At 67.5% G+C, this 17,913-nt stretch carries 15 protein-coding genes and 1 pseudogene; 8 read left to right on the forward strand and 8 right to left on the reverse strand.

Annotated elements, in window-relative coordinates; genetic code table 11:
• The 8 genes from ACEQXV_RS12385 to ACEQXV_RS12420 all read left to right on the forward strand — a co-directional run.
• Window positions 1-603, forward strand: a 603-nt coding sequence (locus tag ACEQXV_RS12385) for an NAD(P)/FAD-dependent oxidoreductase (protein WP_370269467.1), incomplete at its 5' end; no start/stop codon positions are given.
• Window positions 604-725: 122 nt separating this feature from the next.
• Window positions 726-1,697 carry a cobaltochelatase subunit CobS gene (gene cobS / locus ACEQXV_RS12390; RefSeq protein ID WP_370255460.1) on the forward strand — a complete coding sequence of 324 codons (972 nt, stop codon included), beginning with the start codon at window positions 726-728 and terminating at the stop codon, window positions 1,695-1,697.
• An 89-nt stretch (window positions 1,698-1,786) separates the two neighbouring features.
• Window positions 1,787-2,224 (forward strand): thermonuclease family protein, encoded by a 438-nt coding sequence (locus ACEQXV_RS12395; RefSeq protein WP_370255461.1) that lies wholly within the window; start codon window positions 1,787-1,789, stop codon window positions 2,222-2,224.
• A gap of 66 nt (window positions 2,225-2,290) precedes the next feature.
• Window positions 2,291-2,746, forward strand: a complete 456-nt coding sequence (locus tag ACEQXV_RS12400; RefSeq protein ID WP_370269469.1) for a hypothetical protein — start codon at window positions 2,291-2,293, stop codon at window positions 2,744-2,746.
• A 70-nt stretch (window positions 2,747-2,816) separates the two neighbouring features.
• Complete coding sequence (locus tag ACEQXV_RS12405; protein WP_370269471.1) at window positions 2,817-3,470, forward strand: hypothetical protein; 654 nt, start codon at window positions 2,817-2,819, stop codon at window positions 3,468-3,470.
• Between the two features lie 116 nt (window positions 3,471-3,586).
• Window positions 3,587-5,461: a cobaltochelatase subunit CobT gene (gene cobT, locus ACEQXV_RS12410; protein ID WP_370269478.1), complete on the forward strand. Its 1,875-nt coding sequence runs from the start codon at window positions 3,587-3,589 to the stop codon at window positions 5,459-5,461.
• Window positions 5,462-5,652: 191 nt separating this feature from the next.
• On the forward strand, window positions 5,653-7,470 hold the full coding sequence (locus tag ACEQXV_RS12415) for an aminopeptidase P family protein (protein WP_370255465.1): 1,818 nt from the start codon (window positions 5,653-5,655) through the stop codon (window positions 7,468-7,470).
• 73 nt (window positions 7,471-7,543) lie between these two features.
• The gene (locus tag ACEQXV_RS12420) at window positions 7,544-7,885 is read left to right on the forward strand and encodes a DUF427 domain-containing protein (RefSeq protein WP_370255466.1); all 342 of its coding nucleotides are present in this window, start codon (window positions 7,544-7,546) and stop codon (window positions 7,883-7,885) included.
• A gap of 94 nt (window positions 7,886-7,979) precedes the next feature.
• Here ACEQXV_RS12420 and ACEQXV_RS12425 read toward each other — a convergent pair whose 3' ends face one another.
• The 8 genes and pseudogenes from ACEQXV_RS12425 to ACEQXV_RS12460 all read right to left on the reverse strand — a co-directional run.
• A complete protein-coding gene (locus tag ACEQXV_RS12425; protein WP_370255468.1) occupies window positions 7,980-9,668 on the reverse strand; it encodes a chloride channel protein in 1,689 nt (562 codons plus the stop codon).
• 203 nt (window positions 9,669-9,871) lie between these two features.
• Complete coding sequence (gene recN / locus ACEQXV_RS12430; RefSeq protein ID WP_370255470.1) at window positions 9,872-11,521, reverse strand: DNA repair protein RecN; 1,650 nt, start codon at window positions 11,519-11,521, stop codon at window positions 9,872-9,874.
• Between the two features lie 24 nt (window positions 11,522-11,545).
• Window positions 11,546-12,415, reverse strand: coding sequence for an outer membrane protein assembly factor BamD (locus tag ACEQXV_RS12435; RefSeq protein WP_372525780.1), 870 nt, complete (start codon window positions 12,413-12,415; stop codon window positions 11,546-11,548).
• Between the two features lie 112 nt (window positions 12,416-12,527).
• Window positions 12,528-13,451, reverse strand: a complete 924-nt coding sequence (gene lpxC / locus ACEQXV_RS12440; protein ID WP_370269472.1) for a UDP-3-O-acyl-N-acetylglucosamine deacetylase — start codon at window positions 13,449-13,451, stop codon at window positions 12,528-12,530.
• A 292-nt stretch (window positions 13,452-13,743) separates the two neighbouring features.
• The gene (gene ftsZ, locus ACEQXV_RS12445) at window positions 13,744-15,333 is read right to left on the reverse strand and encodes a cell division protein FtsZ (RefSeq protein WP_370269474.1); all 1,590 of its coding nucleotides are present in this window, start codon (window positions 15,331-15,333) and stop codon (window positions 13,744-13,746) included.
• A 248-nt stretch (window positions 15,334-15,581) separates the two neighbouring features.
• Window positions 15,582-16,916 (reverse strand): cell division protein FtsA, encoded by a 1,335-nt coding sequence (gene ftsA, locus ACEQXV_RS12450; RefSeq protein ID WP_370255475.1) that lies wholly within the window; start codon window positions 16,914-16,916, stop codon window positions 15,582-15,584.
• Window positions 16,913-17,821, reverse strand: coding sequence for a cell division protein FtsQ/DivIB (locus ACEQXV_RS12455; RefSeq protein ID WP_370269476.1), 909 nt, complete (start codon window positions 17,819-17,821; stop codon window positions 16,913-16,915). Before ACEQXV_RS12455 ends, ftsA begins: the two co-directional genes overlap by 4 nt.
• A pseudogene (locus tag ACEQXV_RS12460) lies at window positions 17,809-17,913 on the reverse strand (D-alanine--D-alanine ligase); the annotation flags it as partial. The pseudogene ACEQXV_RS12460 and the gene ACEQXV_RS12455, both read right to left, overlap by 13 nt.

Here is a 17,913-nt window from a genome sequence, read left to right on the forward strand (position 1 = left end):
GATGCCCGCAACGCCGCCTTCGCCGCACTTGCGGGCACATCCGTGCCCACGCGCGTCACCTGCCACGGGGGCAGCCTCGACGAGGCGATGCTGTTCACCCATCGCGGCCTCTCCGGCCCCGCGATCCTGCAGATCTCGTCCTATTGGCGCGAGGGCGACAGCCTTTCGGTGCACCTCGCCCCTGATACGCCCCTCTACGAAGCGCTGCGCGCGCGCCGGCAGACAGATGGCGCGACGGCGCTGACCACGGTTCTGGCCGACATCCTGCCGCGCGCGCTGGTCGCGCACCTGGCGGCGGACTGGGGCCTGACGGGTAACCTGGGCGACCAGTCCGACAAGGCCCTGCGCGCGCTGGAGGACAGTGCGCGAGACTGGCGGCTCACGCCCACCTCGTCCGAGGGCTACCGCACCGCCGAGGTCACGCTTGGCGGCGTGGCGACCGACAAGCTGTCCTCGCGCACGATGGAATCGCAGCTCCGCCCCGGGCTTTACCTGATCGGCGAGGTCGTGGACGTCACGGGCTGGCTTGGCGGCTACAATTTCCAATGGGCCTGGTCCTCGGGCCATGCAGCGGGCAGCGCGATTGCCGCGGGCGGCTCTTGAGGCAGGGCTGCACCGGTCTACCTCTGCCGCAACGACCCGGCCCGCGGCCCCTTGCAGGCCCCCGGATTATCGTGCAACACCATGCGGCGGAGCCGAAGACCAGCGAAGAAGGCGCGAGAGAGATGAGCAATATCGTGAAACCGACCGAAGAAATCTCTGTTCGCGAGGTTTTCGGCATCGACACCGACATGAAGGTCAAGGGCTTCGAAGAGCGCACTGACCGCGTGCCCGAGATCGACAACACCTACAAGTTCGACCCTGACACGACGCTGGCGATCCTTGCAGGCTTCAGCCACAACCGCCGCGTGATGATCCAGGGCTATCACGGCACCGGCAAATCGACCCATATCGAACAGGTCGCTGCGCGGCTGAACTGGCCCGCCGTGCGCGTGAACCTCGACAGCCACATTTCCCGGATCGACCTGATCGGCAAGGACGCGATCAAGCTGAAGGATGGCAAGCAGGTCACCGAGTTCCACGAAGGCATCCTGCCCTGGGCGCTGCGTAATCCCGTGGCCATCGTCTTCGACGAGTACGACGCCGGCCGCCCCGACGTGATGTTCGTGATCCAGCGCGTGCTGGAACATGACGGCAAGCTGACACTTCTGGACCAGAACGAGATCATCACGCCGAACCCCTATTTCCGGCTGTTCGCCACCGCCAACACCGTGGGCCTGGGCGACACGACGGGGCTCTACCACGGCGTGCAGCAGATCAACCAGGCGCAGATGGACCGCTGGAGCCTTGTCGCCACGCTGAACTATCTCAGCCATGACGCGGAAACCGCGATCGTGCTGGCCAAGAACCCGCATTACAACACCGAGAAGGGCCGCCAGACCGTCAGCCAGATGGTCACCGTGGCGGACCTGACGCGCACCGCCTTCATGAATGGCGAGTTGTCCACCGTGATGAGCCCGCGCACCGTGATCAACTGGGCGCAGAACGCCGAGATCTTCCGCTCGGTCGGCTATGCTTTCCGGCTCTCGTTCCTCAACAAGTGCGACGAGCTGGAGCGCCAGACCGTTGCCGAGTTCTACCAGCGCTGCTTCGACGAGGAACTGCCCGAAAGCGCAGCTTCGATGAGCCTGGGCTGACGGACGCGCGCAAGCCTTAACCAATTGTGAACACGCTGTTTGACGGGCGGGTCACGGGAACTTAACCTTCGTTAACGAAAGGTTTTCCCATGATCCGCCCGCTTCGCGTTCTGGCCTGCATGCTGCTGCTGGCCGCCTGTATCCCGACTGCCCCGCGCGCCCCTGACGTGCCCCCCGACCCGGGCTGTTCGGTCGGGCGTGTCATTGATGGCGACACGGTCGATCTGACCTGTCCGGGCCGGGGCACGGACCGCGCACGGCTGATGGGGTTCGACACGCCCGAGATCAGCCGCCCCGGCTGTGCCGCCGAGCGACGCCTTGGGCTGGCGGCAAAGGCGCGGCTGCGGCAGCTGGTGACGGCGGCCGGGCGCATCGACGCAAGCTATCACGGGACCGACCGCTACGGACGGGCGCTGGTGGTGCTGCGTCTCGATGGCCGCGACGTGGCGCAGACGCTGATTGCCGAGGGGTTGGCGGTGCCCTATGCGGGCGGGCGGCGCATCGGCTGGTGCGCCCGGCTGCGATAGGCGGTTTCCCCTTCAGGGGCGGCCTGCTAGGCTCGCGCGAACGCCACCTCGCACCAGGATCCAGCCATGCCCCTTCGCACCGCCAGCCTTGCCGCCCTTCTGGCCCTGACCCTCGCCGCGCCCCTCCCCGCGCAAGAGATGCAGGCCCTGCGCGACGAGGTCGGAGACGGTGCGCCCATGTCCTATATCGGCACCCGCTGCGCGGCCTTCTTCATCTCCTCCGCCGCCACGCTCGGCGACCAGATCGACGAGGCGATGCAGGAGCAGGTGAACAATATCGTGGCGCTGCTGCTGATGACGGCCGTCAACGCGATGGTGGAAACCGAAGGGATGGACCGCGAGGCCGCGCGCGACGCCGCGACCGAGGAAGCCATGGCACTGACCGAAGCCTATCGCGCCCGGTTCGAAGCCAACATGGAGGCCGGCAACGCCGCCTTCGCCGAAGACCCGATGTACATGGCCGACAACGAGGATTGCCTTGCCGTTCTGGTCGGCGAGCCGGAGCCTGCCGCGACCGAGTAACCGCGCGCAGGTTTCACGCGTGGGCCATTCGGACTATCCTGTCCGCATTGACCGACAGGGATCGTTTTCAATGCGCCTTTTGCCCCTCGCCCTTCTGGGCACGCTTCTGACCGGTTCGGCCTACGGACAGGACCTGCCCCCGTCCGAGGCCGCCACCCTGCCCCGGCTGATCGACAGCCTGTGCATCGACCTGCACCCCTCGAACGGTTGCGAACAGGTGATCCTGCTCGAAAGCGAAAGCCACCCGGACGCGGCAGACCTGGTCATCCTGACCGACCGCAGGCGGCACGAGGGCGGCGGCACGCCGCTTCTGGTGCTGCGCGGCGCGGTCTATAACGGCGCCATGTGGGGCATGTCCCCCAGCCTCGAAGAGACCACCGGGCGGCAGCTTCTGCTCCATTCGGAACAATCCGGCATCGGTCGCACCCCCTGGTTTCAGACCCTGCGGATCGGCTGGCACGAGGATGGCTTTCACCTGATGGGGTTCAGCTATTCCAGCTACGACCGGATCACCTCGGGCGGTTACGATTGCGACATGGATTACGCGGCAGGCAGCTGGACCAGCTCGGCCTACTGGGTGGACCCCGAAAGCGGCGAGGAGACGGGGCAGGAAACCGCTGGCGGCCAGGCCGGGGCGCCGCCGCCCCTGACCGCAGGCACCGCGCAGCAGATGCCCGCCCCCTGCCGGGCCGTGCAGGAGCTTTACTGGCAGCGCCTGCCGTGACGGGCCCCTGTCCGGCTCCCTTCCCCGCCTGACCGGCCCCCGCAGGCCCTGGCCGGGTCAGTCGTTGCGCATTTCGCCCCTTTTCGCCGCCCGGAAGAGGTGCATATATGAAGCTCATGAAAAAGCCCTCGGACAATCCCGCCGATCCTTTCAAGAAGGCTCTGGCCGAAACCACCCGCGTCATGGCCGACGACCCCGAGCTTGGGGTCACCTATTCGGTCGATCCGCCGGGCCAGTCGGCCGATTCCGTGCGCCTGCCGCAGGTGAGCCGCCGGATGACGCGCGACGAGGTGCTGCTGGCGCGGGGCACGGCCGATGCCTTCGCGCTCAAGCACAAGTATCACAACACCGCCACCGCCGCGCGCTATGCCCCCCAGGGCCAGATGGCGCGCGACCTGATGGAGGCGATGGAAACCGCCCGCTGCGAGGCCATGGGCGCACGCCACATGCCGGGCACGGCGGGCAATATCGACGCCAAGATCGGCAATGACGCGCGGCGCAAGGGCTATGGCGAGATCCGCCAGGCCGCCGACGCACCGCTTTCGGTGGCGGCGGGCTATCTCATTCGTCACCTCGCCACCGGGCGCGATCTGCCGCCCGAGGCGGCCAACGTGATGGAGCTCTGGCGCGGGTTCATCGAGGACCGCTGTGCCGATACGCTCGACAATCTCGACAGGGTGCTGTCCGACCAGACCGCCTTCGCCAAGCTCAGCCGCCAGCTGATCGAGGACCTGGGCTATGGCGACCAGTTGGGCGATGACCCCGACGACATCGACGAGGACCAGGAGGACGAGGCGGAATCGGACGACGACGAGAACCCCGATTCCACCGGCGAGGCCGACGACGACCAGGACGAACAGGCCGATGCCAGCCCCGAGCAGAGCCAGGAAGAGCAGCAGGATGCCAGCCAGGCCTCGGTCGAGATGGACGACCAGGGCGACATGGAAGAGGCCGAGGAGACCGAGCTGCCCGAGGGCGAAGCCCCGCTGGAGCCGCCGCCCCCCGCCCCCCATTCCGAGGCCGATCCCGAATACAAGGTCTACACGACCGAGCATGACGAGGAGATCTCGGCCGAGGAGCTGGCCGAGCCGCAGGAGCTCGAACGCCTGCGCGCCTATCTCGATCAGCAGCTGGAGCCGCTGAAGGGCGCGGTGAGCCGCCTGGCCAACAAGCTGCAACGCCGGCTTCAGGCGCAGCAGAACCGTTCCTGGGAGTTCGACCGCGAAGAGGGCATCCTCGATGCGGGCCGCCTGGCGCGCGTTGTCGCCAACCCCACGACGCCGCTGTCGTTCAAGGTCGAGAAAGATACCGAGTTCCGCGACACGGTGGTAACGCTGCTGTTGGACAATTCCGGCTCCATGCGCGGCCGGCCCATCTCCATCGCCGCGATCTGTGCCGACGTCCTGGCGCGCACGCTGGAACGCTGCAACGTGAAGGTGGAAATCCTGGGCTTCACCACCCGCGCCTGGAAGGGCGGCAAGTCGCGCGAGGAATGGCTGGCCGAGGGCCGCACGCAGCAGCCCGGCCGTCTCAACGACCTGCGCCACATCGTCTACAAGCAGGCCGACGCCCCCATGCGCCGCACCCGCGACAACCTCGGGCTGATGATGAAAGAGGGGTTGCTGAAGGAAAACATCGACGGCGAGGCGCTGGAATGGGCGCATCGCCGGATGCTGGCCCGCCGCGAGGCGCGCAAGATCCTGAGGGTGATTTCCGACGGCGCGCCGGTCGACGATTCCACCCTGTCGGTCAATCCCTCGAACTACCTCGAAAAGCACCTGCGCGATGTCATCGCCATGGTCGAGAAACGCAAGGCGGTGGAGCTTCTGGCGATCGGGATCGGCCATGACGTCACGCGCTATTACGACCGCGCGGTGACCATCACCGATGCCGAGCAGCTGGCGGGGGCGATGACCGAGCAGCTGGCCTCGCTCTTCGACAGCGACCCGCGCGCACGCGCGCGGTTCCTGGGGTTGAAGAAGGCGGGCTGAGACCTCCCCCGGATGCGCATGCGGACAGGACGGGAGCGAGGGGCCAGCCCCTCGCGCTCCCCGGAGTATTTTCGCCAAGAAGAAGGACATTTTTAGGAAACTTGTCGGGAGTTCACCGGGCGGCCGGAAAGGACGGGCGTCCCGCAGGGAAGCGATGGACAAAGCGCCTGCGCCGGTGCAGGCTCCGCGCCATGACACAGACCAGCCCCACCCGTTACCAGTCCTTTTCCGCCGCAACCCGGCCCGAGCAGGGCCCGCCGCGCCTGGCCGCCCTGCGCGATGACATGGCCCGCGAAGGTCTGTCCGGCTACCTGGTGCCGCGCGCCGATGCCCACCAGGGCGAATACGTGGCCCCGCGTGATGAACGCCTGGCCTGGCTGACCGGCTTTACCGGATCGGCCGGGTTCTGCGCGGTCCTGCCCGAGGTGGCCGGGGTCTTCGTCGACGGGCGTTACCGGGTGCAGGTCAAGGCGCAGGTGGCGGGCACGGCCTTCACACCGGTCAACTGGCCCGAAACCGCGCTGGAGGACTGGCTGAAAGAGCATCTGCCGCAGGGCGGGGCCGTGGGCTTCGACCCCTGGCTTCACACCAGCCAGGAGGTGGACCGGCTGGAGGCCGCCCTTGGACCCGCGCAGATCACTCTGCGGCCCGTGGACAACCGCATCGACGCGATCTGGCCCGATCAGCCGGAGCGCCCCGATGCCCCGGCCGAGGCGTTTCCGGCCGAGATCGCGGGCAAGACATCGGGCGAGAAGCGCGCCGAGATCGCGCAGATCCTGGCCCGGGCGGGACAGGCGGCAGCGGTGCTGACCCTGCCCGATTCCATCTGCTGGCTGCTCAATATCCGCGGCGGCGACCTGCCCAATCTGCCGGTGGTGCAGGCTTTCGCCATCCTCGAGGCGAGCGGGCACGTGACGCTGTTCAGCGAACCCGCGAAATTCGCGGCACTTGGCCCCGATCCCGCCATCACCCTGAAACACTGGGACGAGTTCGAGACTGCCCTGGCCGCGCTGAAGGGGCCCGTGCGGCTCGACCCGGCCAGCGCGCCGCACAAGCTGCGCATGGTGCTGGAGGCCGCCGGGGTCGAGATCGCCCCGGGCGAAGACCCCTGCATCCTGCCCAAGGCGCGCAAGACCGAGGCCGAGATCCGCGCCACCACCGCCGCCCATATCCGCGACGGAGCGGCCTTTGCGCGCTTCCTGCACTGGTTCGACGAAACCGCCCCTGCGGGCGACCTGACCGAGATCGACTGCGTCCGAGCGCTGGAGGATTTCCGCGCCGAGACGGGGGCCATGCGCGACATCTCCTTCGACACGATTTCCGCCGCCGGAGCCAACGCGGCGCTGCCCCATTACCGGGTGACCGACGCCTCGAACGCGCCGATCCGGCCCGGGCAGGTCTACCTCGTGGATTCGGGCGCGCAGTATCAGGACGGCACCACCGACATCACCCGCACGCTGGCCGTGGGCGAGATGTCAGACGAGGTGCGCGGCGCCTTCACCCAGGTTCTGCGCGGCATGATCGCGGTCAGCCGCGCGCGTTTTCCCAAGGGGATCGCGGGGCGCGACCTTGATTCCCTGGCGCGGATGCCGCTCTGGCAGGCAGGGCGCGATTTCGACCATGGCACCGGGCATGGCGTCGGCGTCTACCTGTCGGTGCATGAAGGCCCGCAGCGCATTTCCCGCGTCTCCACCCTGCCCCTGCAACCGGGCATGATCCTGTCCAATGAGCCGGGCTATTACCGCGAGGGCGCGTTCGGCATCCGCATCGAGAACCTGATCGTGGTGCGCGAGGCCCCGCCCCTGCCCGGTGGCGACCCGCGCGAGATGCTGGAATTCGAAACCATCACCTGGGCCCCGATAGATCGGCGTCTGATTGACGCAGAGGCGCTGAATGGGGACGAAATCGCCTGGATTGACGCCTATCATGCACGCACCGTCGAAATCCTGCGCCCGCACCTGCCGCCCGACACGGTAGCATGGCTGGAGCGTGCCACGGCGCCCCTGTGACATATCCCTGTCACGAAGGCGCGTCAGACCGACGGCAAGCAGATATGCAAGGGACGAGGGAGAGGGACAGAACATGACCAGCCACATCAAGATTCGCAAGGCAGCCGGCACCTGGGTTGTGCGCGCAGGCGGCGCGGTTCTGGGGGAATCGAAGAACGCGCTGGAACTGACCGAGGGCGACTATCCTGCCGTCATCTACTTCCCCCGCGACGATATCGGCATGGCCTTCCTCGACCGGTCCGAACAGACCAGCCATTGCCCGTTCAAGGGCGACGCGACCTATTATTCCATCGTGACCAAGAGCGACATCATCAAGAACGCGGCCTGGAGCTACGAGGCCCCCAATGCCGAGGTCGCCGAGATCGCGGGCTATCTGGCCTTTTACCCCAACATGGTCGCGGTCGAGAAACTCTGATCCTCACCCGTGATGGCTCTTGCAGCCGGGGCAGTAGCATCTTCGGGCGAATTCGTCCCCTGCCCCCCTGCAACCGGTCATGAGCCAAATCGGCTCAGCTATGCTCTTCCGCCGCCGTGGCGGCCAGCGCCCGGTTATAGGCTTTCAGCGCATCCACCTGGTATAGCGCCCCGTCCAGCGCGGGCGGCGCATCGCCGGGGGCCAGCGTCACCACCGGAATGATGTCGAGCCCGGTGCGTTCGAAGATCGGCATCGCGCGTTCCAGCGTCGCGTTCCGGTCAAGATAGATCCCCTGCTCGATCAAGGTCAGCAACGCCTCGCTGTCCAGCCCGCGCGCGTCATCCAGCGGGCGCATCACCTTGCCCACCCGGAACATGGACAAGAGGTAAGCCTGGGGTCCTGCCGCCAGGTGGATATTGCGCCGCTCCAGTTGCGTGAGAAAGAAGGAGCGGTCGACCATGCGGCTGGCCACCGCCGTCGACAGCGAGACCGAGACCATCACCGCCAGACCGGTCTGCCAGTCGCCCGTCAGTTCGAAGACGATGAGCGTGGTGGAAATCGGCGCGCCCAGGACGGCAGCGGCCACCGCCCCCATCCCGGCGAGCGCATAGAGCGTTTCGGAGCCCGAGACATCGGGGAAGATCCCCGTCGCGATCAGGCCGAAGGCCAGGCCCGTCAGGGCGCCGATCATCAGCGATGGCGAAAAGACCCCGCCGCCCATGCGGCCCGCGATGGTGATGCCCACGGCCAGCACCTTGAGCACCGCGAAGACGATGGCCTCGTGCAGCAGAAGCTGCCCCGTCAGCGCCGCCGAGGTCGTCTCGTAGCCCACGCCGATGATATGGGGAAAGGCGATGGCGATCCCGCCCAGAAGCGCCCCGGCCAGCGCCGGGCGCAGCCAGCGCGGAATGCCCGTCAGGCGCTGCACCAGCGTGCCCAGGTCATCGGCCCAGAAGACACCCCGCATGAAGACGGCAGCGATGACGCCCGCCAGCAGGCCCAGGATCAGGAAGGCGGGCAGTTCCACGTAAAATTGCAGCGCGCTGTCCGACCCGAGGTGAAACTCGGTCATGTCGCCGAATTCCAGCCGGTTGATGACGGTGCCGGCAACCGAGGCGATGACGATGGGGGCAAAGGCATGCACGGCGAAGTGGCGCAGCACCACTTCCAGCGCGAAAAGGGCACCTGCAATGGGCGCGTTGAAGGAGGCCGAGACAGCCGCGGCCACCGCGCAGCCCAATAGGTCGCGCCCGGTGATGCCGTCGGCCCGGATCCAGTCCGACACGCGTGACGAGATGACCGCGGCCAGGTGCACAACCGGCCCTTCGCGTCCCGTCGAACCGCCCGAGGACAGGGTGATGAGCGACGCCAGCGCCGAGGCAAGGCCTGCCTTCTGCTCGACCCGGCCATCGGCAAGCGCCGCGCCCTCTATCACGTCGGCCACCGCGCGCACGCGCCCATCGGGTGTGAACCAATGCAGGATCAGCCCCACGACAAGCCCACCGATGATCGGCACCACGAGGATCAGGAACCAGGGCAGGCCCTCGGCGAAGCTGTGCAGCATGCGCGGGTCTTCGACCCCGTAGATCGAGCGTTGCAGCCAGTCGATGCCCTTGCGAAAGAAGAGCGCCGCAAAGCCCGCCGCAATCCCCACGGCCAGCGCGATGAACCAGAACTGCACCTGGCTCGGCCCCTTGTGGCGCAGCACCTCCCAGCCCCCGCGCGCGGCAGTCACGGCCTGGCTCAGCTGCTCTCGCAGGAATGGCTGTCGCTCGCCCTGCACCGGCGTGCTCCTCGTCTCTCGCCTGGCCCGCACGTGCTTGGCGGGGCCTCCATTCCATCCCTAACCGCTTTTGCCGCCCATGAAAATCGCGATGTCGGAGCCGCTTGCCCGCGGCAGCTGCGGGGCGAGGATGCCTCCGCGCAAGCGGAGGTTGACGAGCCGCGCTCCCCGGTCAACGCGCCTGGGGCGCGCGGCGAAACCGCTTACGGGGTCAGAAGCGCCCGCGCCGCATCGCGTGCCGCTTCGGAAACGGTGTCGCCCGACAGCATCCGCGCCACCTCGTCCACCCGTGCCGCGGCATCGAGCGGCACCACCCGGCTCAGCGTCATCTCGCCCTCGACGCGCTTTTCCACTCGCCAGTGATGCGCGCCAAGCGCGGCCACCTGCGGCGAATGGGTGACCACCAGGACCTGCCCGCCCTCGGCGAGGGAAGCCAGCCGGCGGCCGACGGCATCGGCGGTCGCACCGCCCACGCCCCGGTCGATCTCGTCGAAGATCATGGTCAGGCCGCTCGTCCGTTCGCTCAGGCAGACCTTCATCGCCAGCAGGAAGCGCGATAGTTCCCCGCCCGAGGCCACGCGGTTGAGCGGGCCGATCGGCGCGCCGGGATTGGTGCGCGCGGCAAAGGTCACCGAGTCCTGCCCCGTGGGGCCCGGATCGGCGGCGGCAATCTCGGTCACGAAAACCGCCCGTTCCATCTTGAGCGGGGCAAGCTCCTGCATGATGCGGGCGTCAAGCCGCAGCGCGGCCTCGGCCCGCGCCGCGCTCAGCCGCCCTGCCGCCGCCTCGTAGGCCGCGCGGGCCTTTCCCAGGTCAGCCTTCAGCGCATCGAGATGCGCGGCCGAGCTGTCCAGCGCCTCCAGCCGCGTGCGCAGCTCCCCGGCGAAATTGCCCAGTTCATCGGCCAGCACCCCGTGCTTGCGCGCCAGCGCCCGCAGCGCGAAGAGCCGCTCTTCGGTCTCTTCCAGCTCCGCGGGGTTGAAACTCAGCTGGTCCGCGAAGGCCTCGACCCCGGCCTGCGCCTCGCCCAGGTCGACAAGCGCACGCTCCAGCGCGGCAAGCGGGGCCTCCAGCGCGCCTTCCGCCTTGTCCGACAACCCGTCCATCCAGCGCAGCGCATCGCCAAGCGCGCCCTCGCCGCCCTGCGGCCCGAGCGCCTCGATCACGCGGGCCACGTCGGCGCGCATCTTCTCGGCCCCCTGCATCAGGCGGCGGCGCGCGTCGAGCTCCTCTTCCTCGCCCGGATGCGGGTCGAGCGCGTCAAGCTCGGCCACCGCGTGGCGCAGGAAATCCTCCTCGGCCTTCAGCTCGGCCGCCTCGGCCTCGGCCGCCGACAGCGCCCGCGCCGCGCCCGAAACCGCGCGCCACAGCCCCGCCACCTCGTCGCGCAGGGGCCCGAGCGCCCCGAATTCGTCCAGCAGGTCGCGATGCACGCGCGGGTCCAGAAGGCCCCGGTCATCCTGCTGGCCATGCAGTTCCACCAGCGTGTCCGAAAGCGCCCGCAGCACCTCGCCCGACACCCGCCGGTCATTGACCCAGGCGGTCTTGCGCCCCTGGGCGGTGTTCACCCGACGCAGGATCAGCTCCTCGCCACCCGGCAGGCCCGCATCTTCCAGCACCGCATGGGCCCCGTGGCCCTTGGGCAGGTCGAAAACCGCCTCCACTTCGCCCTGCTCGGCACCTGCGCGCACCAGGTCGGCCCGACCCCGCCAGCCCAGGACGAAGCCAAGCGAGTCGAGCAGGATCGACTTGCCCGCCCCGGTTTCCCCGGTCAGCACGTTGAGGCCCGGCTGGAAGCTCAGCTCCAGCCGGTCGATGATCAGCATGTTTCGGATGTCGAGGCTACGCAGCATCCCTGGCCCCAGTTCCCCTGCCGGTCAGAGCCACTCCCCGCGCACGGTCTGTTGCCAGATCTCGCGCAGCCAGCTTTCGCCCGCGGCTTCCGGCGCCAGGTCCTGGTTGTTGAGCAGGCGGAAGGCGTCGTCGTAGAAGGGCGAGGACTGGAAGTTATGGCCGAGGATCGCGGCGGCTGTCTGCGCCTCCTGCGGCAGGCCGAGCGCCAGGTAGGATTCGACGAGACGCAGCAGCGCTTCGGGCGTGTGGCTTGTGGTCTGGAACTGTTCCACCACCGCGCGGAAGCGGTTGATGGCGGCAACATAGTTCTGACGACGCAGATAGTAGCGACCGATCTCCATCTCCTTGCCGGCGAGATGGTCGAAGGCCACGTCGAATTTCAGGATCGCCGAAGCGGCATATTCGCTGTCGGGATAGCGCTCGATCACCACCCGCAGCGCTTGCAGCGCCTGGTAGGTCAGGCCTTGGTCGCGGCCCACCTGGTCGATCTGGTCGTAATAGGACAGCGCCAGCAGATACTGCGCATAGGCGGCATCCTCGTCGGCGGGGTAGAAATCGAGGAAGCGCTGCGCGGTGGCGCGGCTGTTCTCGTAATCCTGGTCCTGGTGATAGGCATAGGTCGCCATGATCAGCGCGCGGCGGGCCCAGTCCGAATAGGGATGCAGGCGTTCGACTTCGAGGAAGAGTTCGGCAGCCCGATCGGCGTTACCGTCTTCCAGCGCGGCTTCGGCCTGCTGGTAGATCGGCTGTGCGTCCATTTCCTCCAGCGGCACTTCGTCATTGCCGCGGTTCCACCAGCCGCCGCCACCGCCACAGGCAGACACGGACAGAAGCAGACACAGGGCCAGACCTGCCTTAATACCGGATCCCAGCACTCCCCGCCCCCGTTTCATTGCCCGAAACCTCATCAGTCACGTGCGGCAGGCTTGCGCGCCTGCCCTCTCTGGCATTGGTCCTAGCACATTAATTCTGAGGGCAAAACGCCTGAATCGCCTCTGTTGCGTTTCACGCAACGGCCGACAGATCCTCGGGGTGCAGGTCCACGCCGGGAAGCTGCGCGGCCTGTTCGGGCGTGCATTCCACAAGGCGCCAGGCACCGGGGGTGGAAAAAAGCTTGCGCAGAAGCTGGTTGGTCAGCATGTGGCCGGACCGGATGCCTTCGTATTCGCCCAGGATCGGGGCCCCGGCCAGGGCCAGGTCGCCAAGCGCGTCCAGCATCTTGTGGCGCACCGGTTCATCCTCGTGGCGCAGGCCACCGGGGCTGACCACGTCATCGCCATCGACGACCACGGCGTTTTCACCGGGGACGCCCCCAAGCGCGAGGCCATTGGCCTGCATCATCTCCACGTCCGACAGGCGGCAGAAGGTGCGGCTGTCGCACAGCTCGCGCACGAAATGGCCGTTGCACAGTTCGATGCGGCGGCTCTGGCGGCCGATCGCGGCGTCGGGAAACTCGATGTCGAAGCTCATCTTCATGGTGTCGGCCGGGCGCAGCGTGGCGCGGGCCTCGCCCATCTCGACGGACACTTCCATGAGCACTTCGATCGCGTTGACCGATACGCCCTGCCCCTGGATGCCCCGGGACAGAAGCCCGCGCACGATGGGCGCGGCCGAGCCGTCGAGGATCGGAACCTCGGGGCCGTCGATCTCGATCAGCGCGTTATGCACGCCGCACCCCGCCAGGGCCGCCATCAGGTGCTCGATGGTCGAGACCTCAACGCCCGCATCGTTGCGCAGGCTTGTGCAAAGCTGGCTGTTGGGAACCAGGTCGAAACGGGCCGGGATCATGTTGTCGCGGTCGGTGATGTCGACACGACGGAACCAGATGCCGAAGGAGGCTGCCGCCGGATGCACGGTCAGACGCGCCGGACGCCCGGAATGAAGGCCCGCGCCCGCGAACTGAACCGATGATCTGATGGTTGCCTGCAAGGCATGCTCCAGTCGTTGTCCCACCCAGGAGAGGACCCGAGCCAACTGGCCTGGCAGACTTGCATCCGGTCCCCTGCACGCCCGCGCTCCCCGAAGGTGACGTTGACGTGAACAAGGGCTTACCCCTGTCATACCTGTTTAACAATTCAAGGATTGTGACTCGCTGCAACAAAGCCGGATTCGGTCGGCGGAAACTTGCCAATACCATTTCAACCCGCGCCCATGGCCCTGATTTACAACGGAAAAGGGCCACCCCGGCGGGTGGCCCCATTTGTTTCAAAGTGACGCTTGGTCAGTTCGCCTGGCGGCGCAGGAAGGCGGGGATTTCAATGCGATCCTGTTCGGGATCGACATGTTCCTCGTCGTGATGCGCCCGCGATTGCAGGCTCGGCTGACGGCGCTGCGTCGGGACCGGGGCATCTTCGCCATGGCCCGTCATGCGGTTGATCAGCGAGTTGATGCCGAAGCCACCCTTGCGTGCGGCGGGCTCTGCCTGCGGGGCAGGCTCCACGGCGCGCGGGGCGCTGCCCGGACGGTCCTTGGCGATGGCGTCGCGCAGGCGGGCCAGCGTCTCGGGCGAGGGATGCCCGGCATTGGCGCGGGGCGCGACATACTCGTCTGCGGCCGGCTCCATGGCGCGCGGCTGCGGGGCCGGAGCCTCTGCAACCGGCTGGTAGGCCGGTGCCGGAACGTCGTCATCCTCGAAAAGGTCCTCGGCCTGCTCATGCGCGGTTTCGGCGTCGAAGCGGGCAAAGAGGCTCGGCTCGGCGGTCGCTTCCATCGGCGCGTTCTCGTCCTCGTCCACTTCCTCGAAGACCGGGGCCGGCGCGGCTGCCATTGCGGCGGCGCCACGGCCCGAGGCGATCGACTCGGTGTGCATCCGGCGCATCGGCGCGGGGATGTCCTGCACCACTTCGGCGGCATCGATGCCGGTGGCGACGACGCTGACGCGCATCTTGCCTTCCATCTCGGTATCGAGCGTCGAGCCCACGATGATGTTCGCTTCCGGGTCCACTTCCTCGCGGATGCGGTTGGCCGCCTCGTCCAGCTCGAACAGGGTCAGGTCATAGCCGCCGGTGATGTTGATCAGAACGCCGCGGGCGCCCTTGAGGCTGATCTCGTCGAGCAGCGGGTTGGCACTGGCGCGCTCAGCGGCCTGGATCGCGCGATCCTCGCCCTCGCTTTCGCCGGTGCCCATCATCGCCTTGCCCCTCTCGTTCATCACCGCGCGGACGTCGGCGACGTCGAGGTTGATCAGGCCCGGACGGACCATGAGGTCGGTCACGCCCTTGACGCCCTGGTAGAGAACGTCATCGGCCATCGAGAAGGCCTCGGTGAAGGTGGTCTTTTCATTCGCCAGCCGGAACAGGTTCTGGTTGGGGATGATGATCAGCGTGTCGACGACCTTTTGAAGGGCTTCGATGCCCTCGTCGGCCTGGCGCATGCGCTTGGCGCCTTCGAACTGGAAGGGCTTGGTCACCACGCCGACGGTCAGAACGCCCAGCTCCCGAGCGGCCTGCGCGATGATGGGTGCCGCGCCGGTGCCGGTGCCACCGCCCATGCCGGCGGTGATGAAGCACATATGCGAGCCGACCAGGTGGTCGACGATGGTTTCAATGCTTTCCTCGGCAGCCGAGGCGCCAACGGCGGGCCGTGCACCGGCACCCAGACCCTCGGTCACCTTCGCACCCATCTGGATGCGGCTCGTGGCGCGGGACTGTGCCAGCGCTTGCGAGTCGGTGTTGGCAACGACGAATTCACAGCCGTCGAGCGCCTGGTCAATCATGTTGTTGACGGCATTGCCGCCTGCCCCACCAACGCCGAAAACGGTGATGCGCGGCTTCAGTTCCGGGGTATCCGGCACGGTCAGATTAAGGGTCATTAGAAAGTCCGCCTGTCATTTTTGATTGTGGCCCCGATCTTTCTGCCGGATGGCCGGTTCCTGCCTGATTTGCCGTAAATGCTACCGCGTTAACCCGCTAAGGTCACGCGAAAATTGGCAGAATACCGCGAAATATTGATTGGAATCGGGTGCGATTGGCGGGATTTCGCCCGCCAACCCCGCATATAGCGTAACTCGATGGGCCCCACACCATGGGTGCGAGGTCCGATCTCCCCTCTGGTCCGCGCTTACCAGTTGTCGCGGAACCATTTGACCGCGCGGCGCAAGGACCGGGCGGGATACTTGTCGGCGGGCACTTCGAAGTCCCACCATTCGTCCTGCGGGTAGGCCGCGAAAAGCGCGAGCCCCACCGCCGCCGAGAAGGCCGGGCCACAGGCTGATTGCGGCAGGCCCTGCACCCGAAGCGGGCGGCCAAGACGCACCTGGTTGCCCAGGATGCGGCTGGCCAGCTGGTCCAGCCCGGGCATCTGGCTGCCGCCACCCGTCAGCACGATACGCTGCGAGGGCAAGTGGTCGAACCCCGCATCCTCCAGGATCGCCCGCACTTCTTCGAGGATTTCCTCGACGCGCGGGCGCATGATCCCGATCAGTTCCGCCCGGCTGACACCGCGCCGGTCATGTTCCCAGTCGCCGGTGTCGCCTTCCAGGTCGATCCGCTCGCGGTCGTCCATGCCGGTGGCCACCAGCCCGCCGAAGCGGGTCTTGATGCGCTCGGCATCCGCGGCGGGGATTTGCAGGCCCTGGCTGATGTCATTGGTCACGTGATCGCCGCCAAGGCGCACCGTGTCGGCATAGATCATGTGCTTCTTGATGAAGATGGACACGCCCGTGGTGCCGCCGCCCAGGTCGATGCAGGCCGCGCCCAGTTCCTGTTCGTCTTCAACCAGGCTCGACACGCCCGCCACGTAGGGCGACGAGGCGACGCCCGCCAGTTCCAGGTCGCAGCGCTTGACGCAATGCAGCAGCGTCTCGATCGCGTTTGCGTCGATGGTCAGCATATGCATGTCGGCGGTCAGCCGGTTGCCCACATGGCCGCGCGGATCCTTCAGGCCCGAGCGGTGATCGAGCGCGAAATTGACAGGCTGCGCATGCAGCACTTCGCGGCCCTCGCCGATATCGGGCAGGTCGCAGGCCGCCAGCGCGCGGGCCACGTCGCACTCGGTCACGGTGCCGGTCTGAAGGCTGGTCTCGCCCACCAGCCCATAGGACCGGGGCCGTGCGCCCGAGAAGCTGACGATCACGTGATCGACGCGGATATTGGCCATCTTCTGTGCCGCCTGAACGGCAGTGCGGATCGCGCGTTCGGTTTCCTGAACGGTGTCGATCTCGCCAAAGCGCACCCCGCGCGAACGCGTGGTCGCCGCCCCGATGACGCGGAAATTGGATTGCCCGGCCATCGCCCCCACCCCGTCGGCGGGGCGCAGGTCGTCCGAGCTGTCGAAGCGCAGCACAAGGCACGAGGTCTTGTAGCTGCCGATATCGAGAATGGCGATGACGCCCCGGCGCATGGCTTCCTGGCGCTTGGCCCGCATGGCGCGCTGCGAATGATACAGCATACTCATCCGTTCTGCTCTCCCATCGTCTCGTCCAGCTCCCGCATGCGGCGCAGTTCGGTCAGGGCCTGCGGGGTCAGTTGCAACACGGTCCGTTCGCCGTCGCGCAAGTCCACGCGCAGCACGTCCCGATCCAGAAGTTCCTGTGCGTCATGCAGCGCCAGCACCCGTTCCAGCGCGGTCACCGGGTCCTCGGCCGGCAGCAGGATGCGCGGCCCCTCTGCCAGCACGACATCCCACCGGCGTTCGCCCATGCGCACCAGCCCGCGCAGCCGCTCGCCCAAGGGGCGGGCCACGTCAAAGAGGGCCATCGCCTCGTCGGCGGCCAGGTTGGCGCCATCGCCGGACATCACCGGCAGATGGGTCATCTGCGGGCGCGCCATCAGCGGCGCGACACGCTCGCCGCCCGCATCCACGATCCAGACGCCCTCGCGCGCCTGCCAGATCATCGCCGGGCGGCGCTCGGTGATCGTGACCGCCAGTTCTCCGCCCGCGCGCACGCGCAGCTCGGCCCGTTCGACGGCACGGATTTCCTCGACCCTGTCGCGCAGTCTCAGAAGGTCGAGATCGAAGGACGAGACGGGAAAGTCGAGCGCCAGCGTGGCGCGCACTTCTTCTGCAAGAACCGGGGTCGCGCCCTCGATCGACATCAGCGTGACGCGGAACTCGGGCCGATCTTCGATCGACCGGCGCATCTCGGCCACGCTGTCCTGAAGACGCTGGATATTACCGGGGTCGGAGGCATAGAGCCCCAGGCCGCCCGCGATCACGAAGGCCGGCACCCCGACGCGAAGAAGCGAACGGAACAGCGGCGTCAGCCACAGGCGCTGCGCCCGGTAGGTCAGCCGCGACGGGGCCGGGTCGCGCGGGGCGCTGTTCTGGGCGGGCGTGCGACGGGCGATCAGCGTCCGCATGAGGCATCCTCCACCATCCAGCGACACATCTGCCCGAAGCTGATCCCGCAATGCACGCCCTGCTCGGGCGAAAGCGAGGTGGGCGTCATGCC

The organism is Nioella sp. (assembly GCF_964229645.1).
In the GTDB taxonomy this organism is placed as follows: Bacteria; Pseudomonadota; Alphaproteobacteria; order Rhodobacterales; family Rhodobacteraceae; genus Nioella.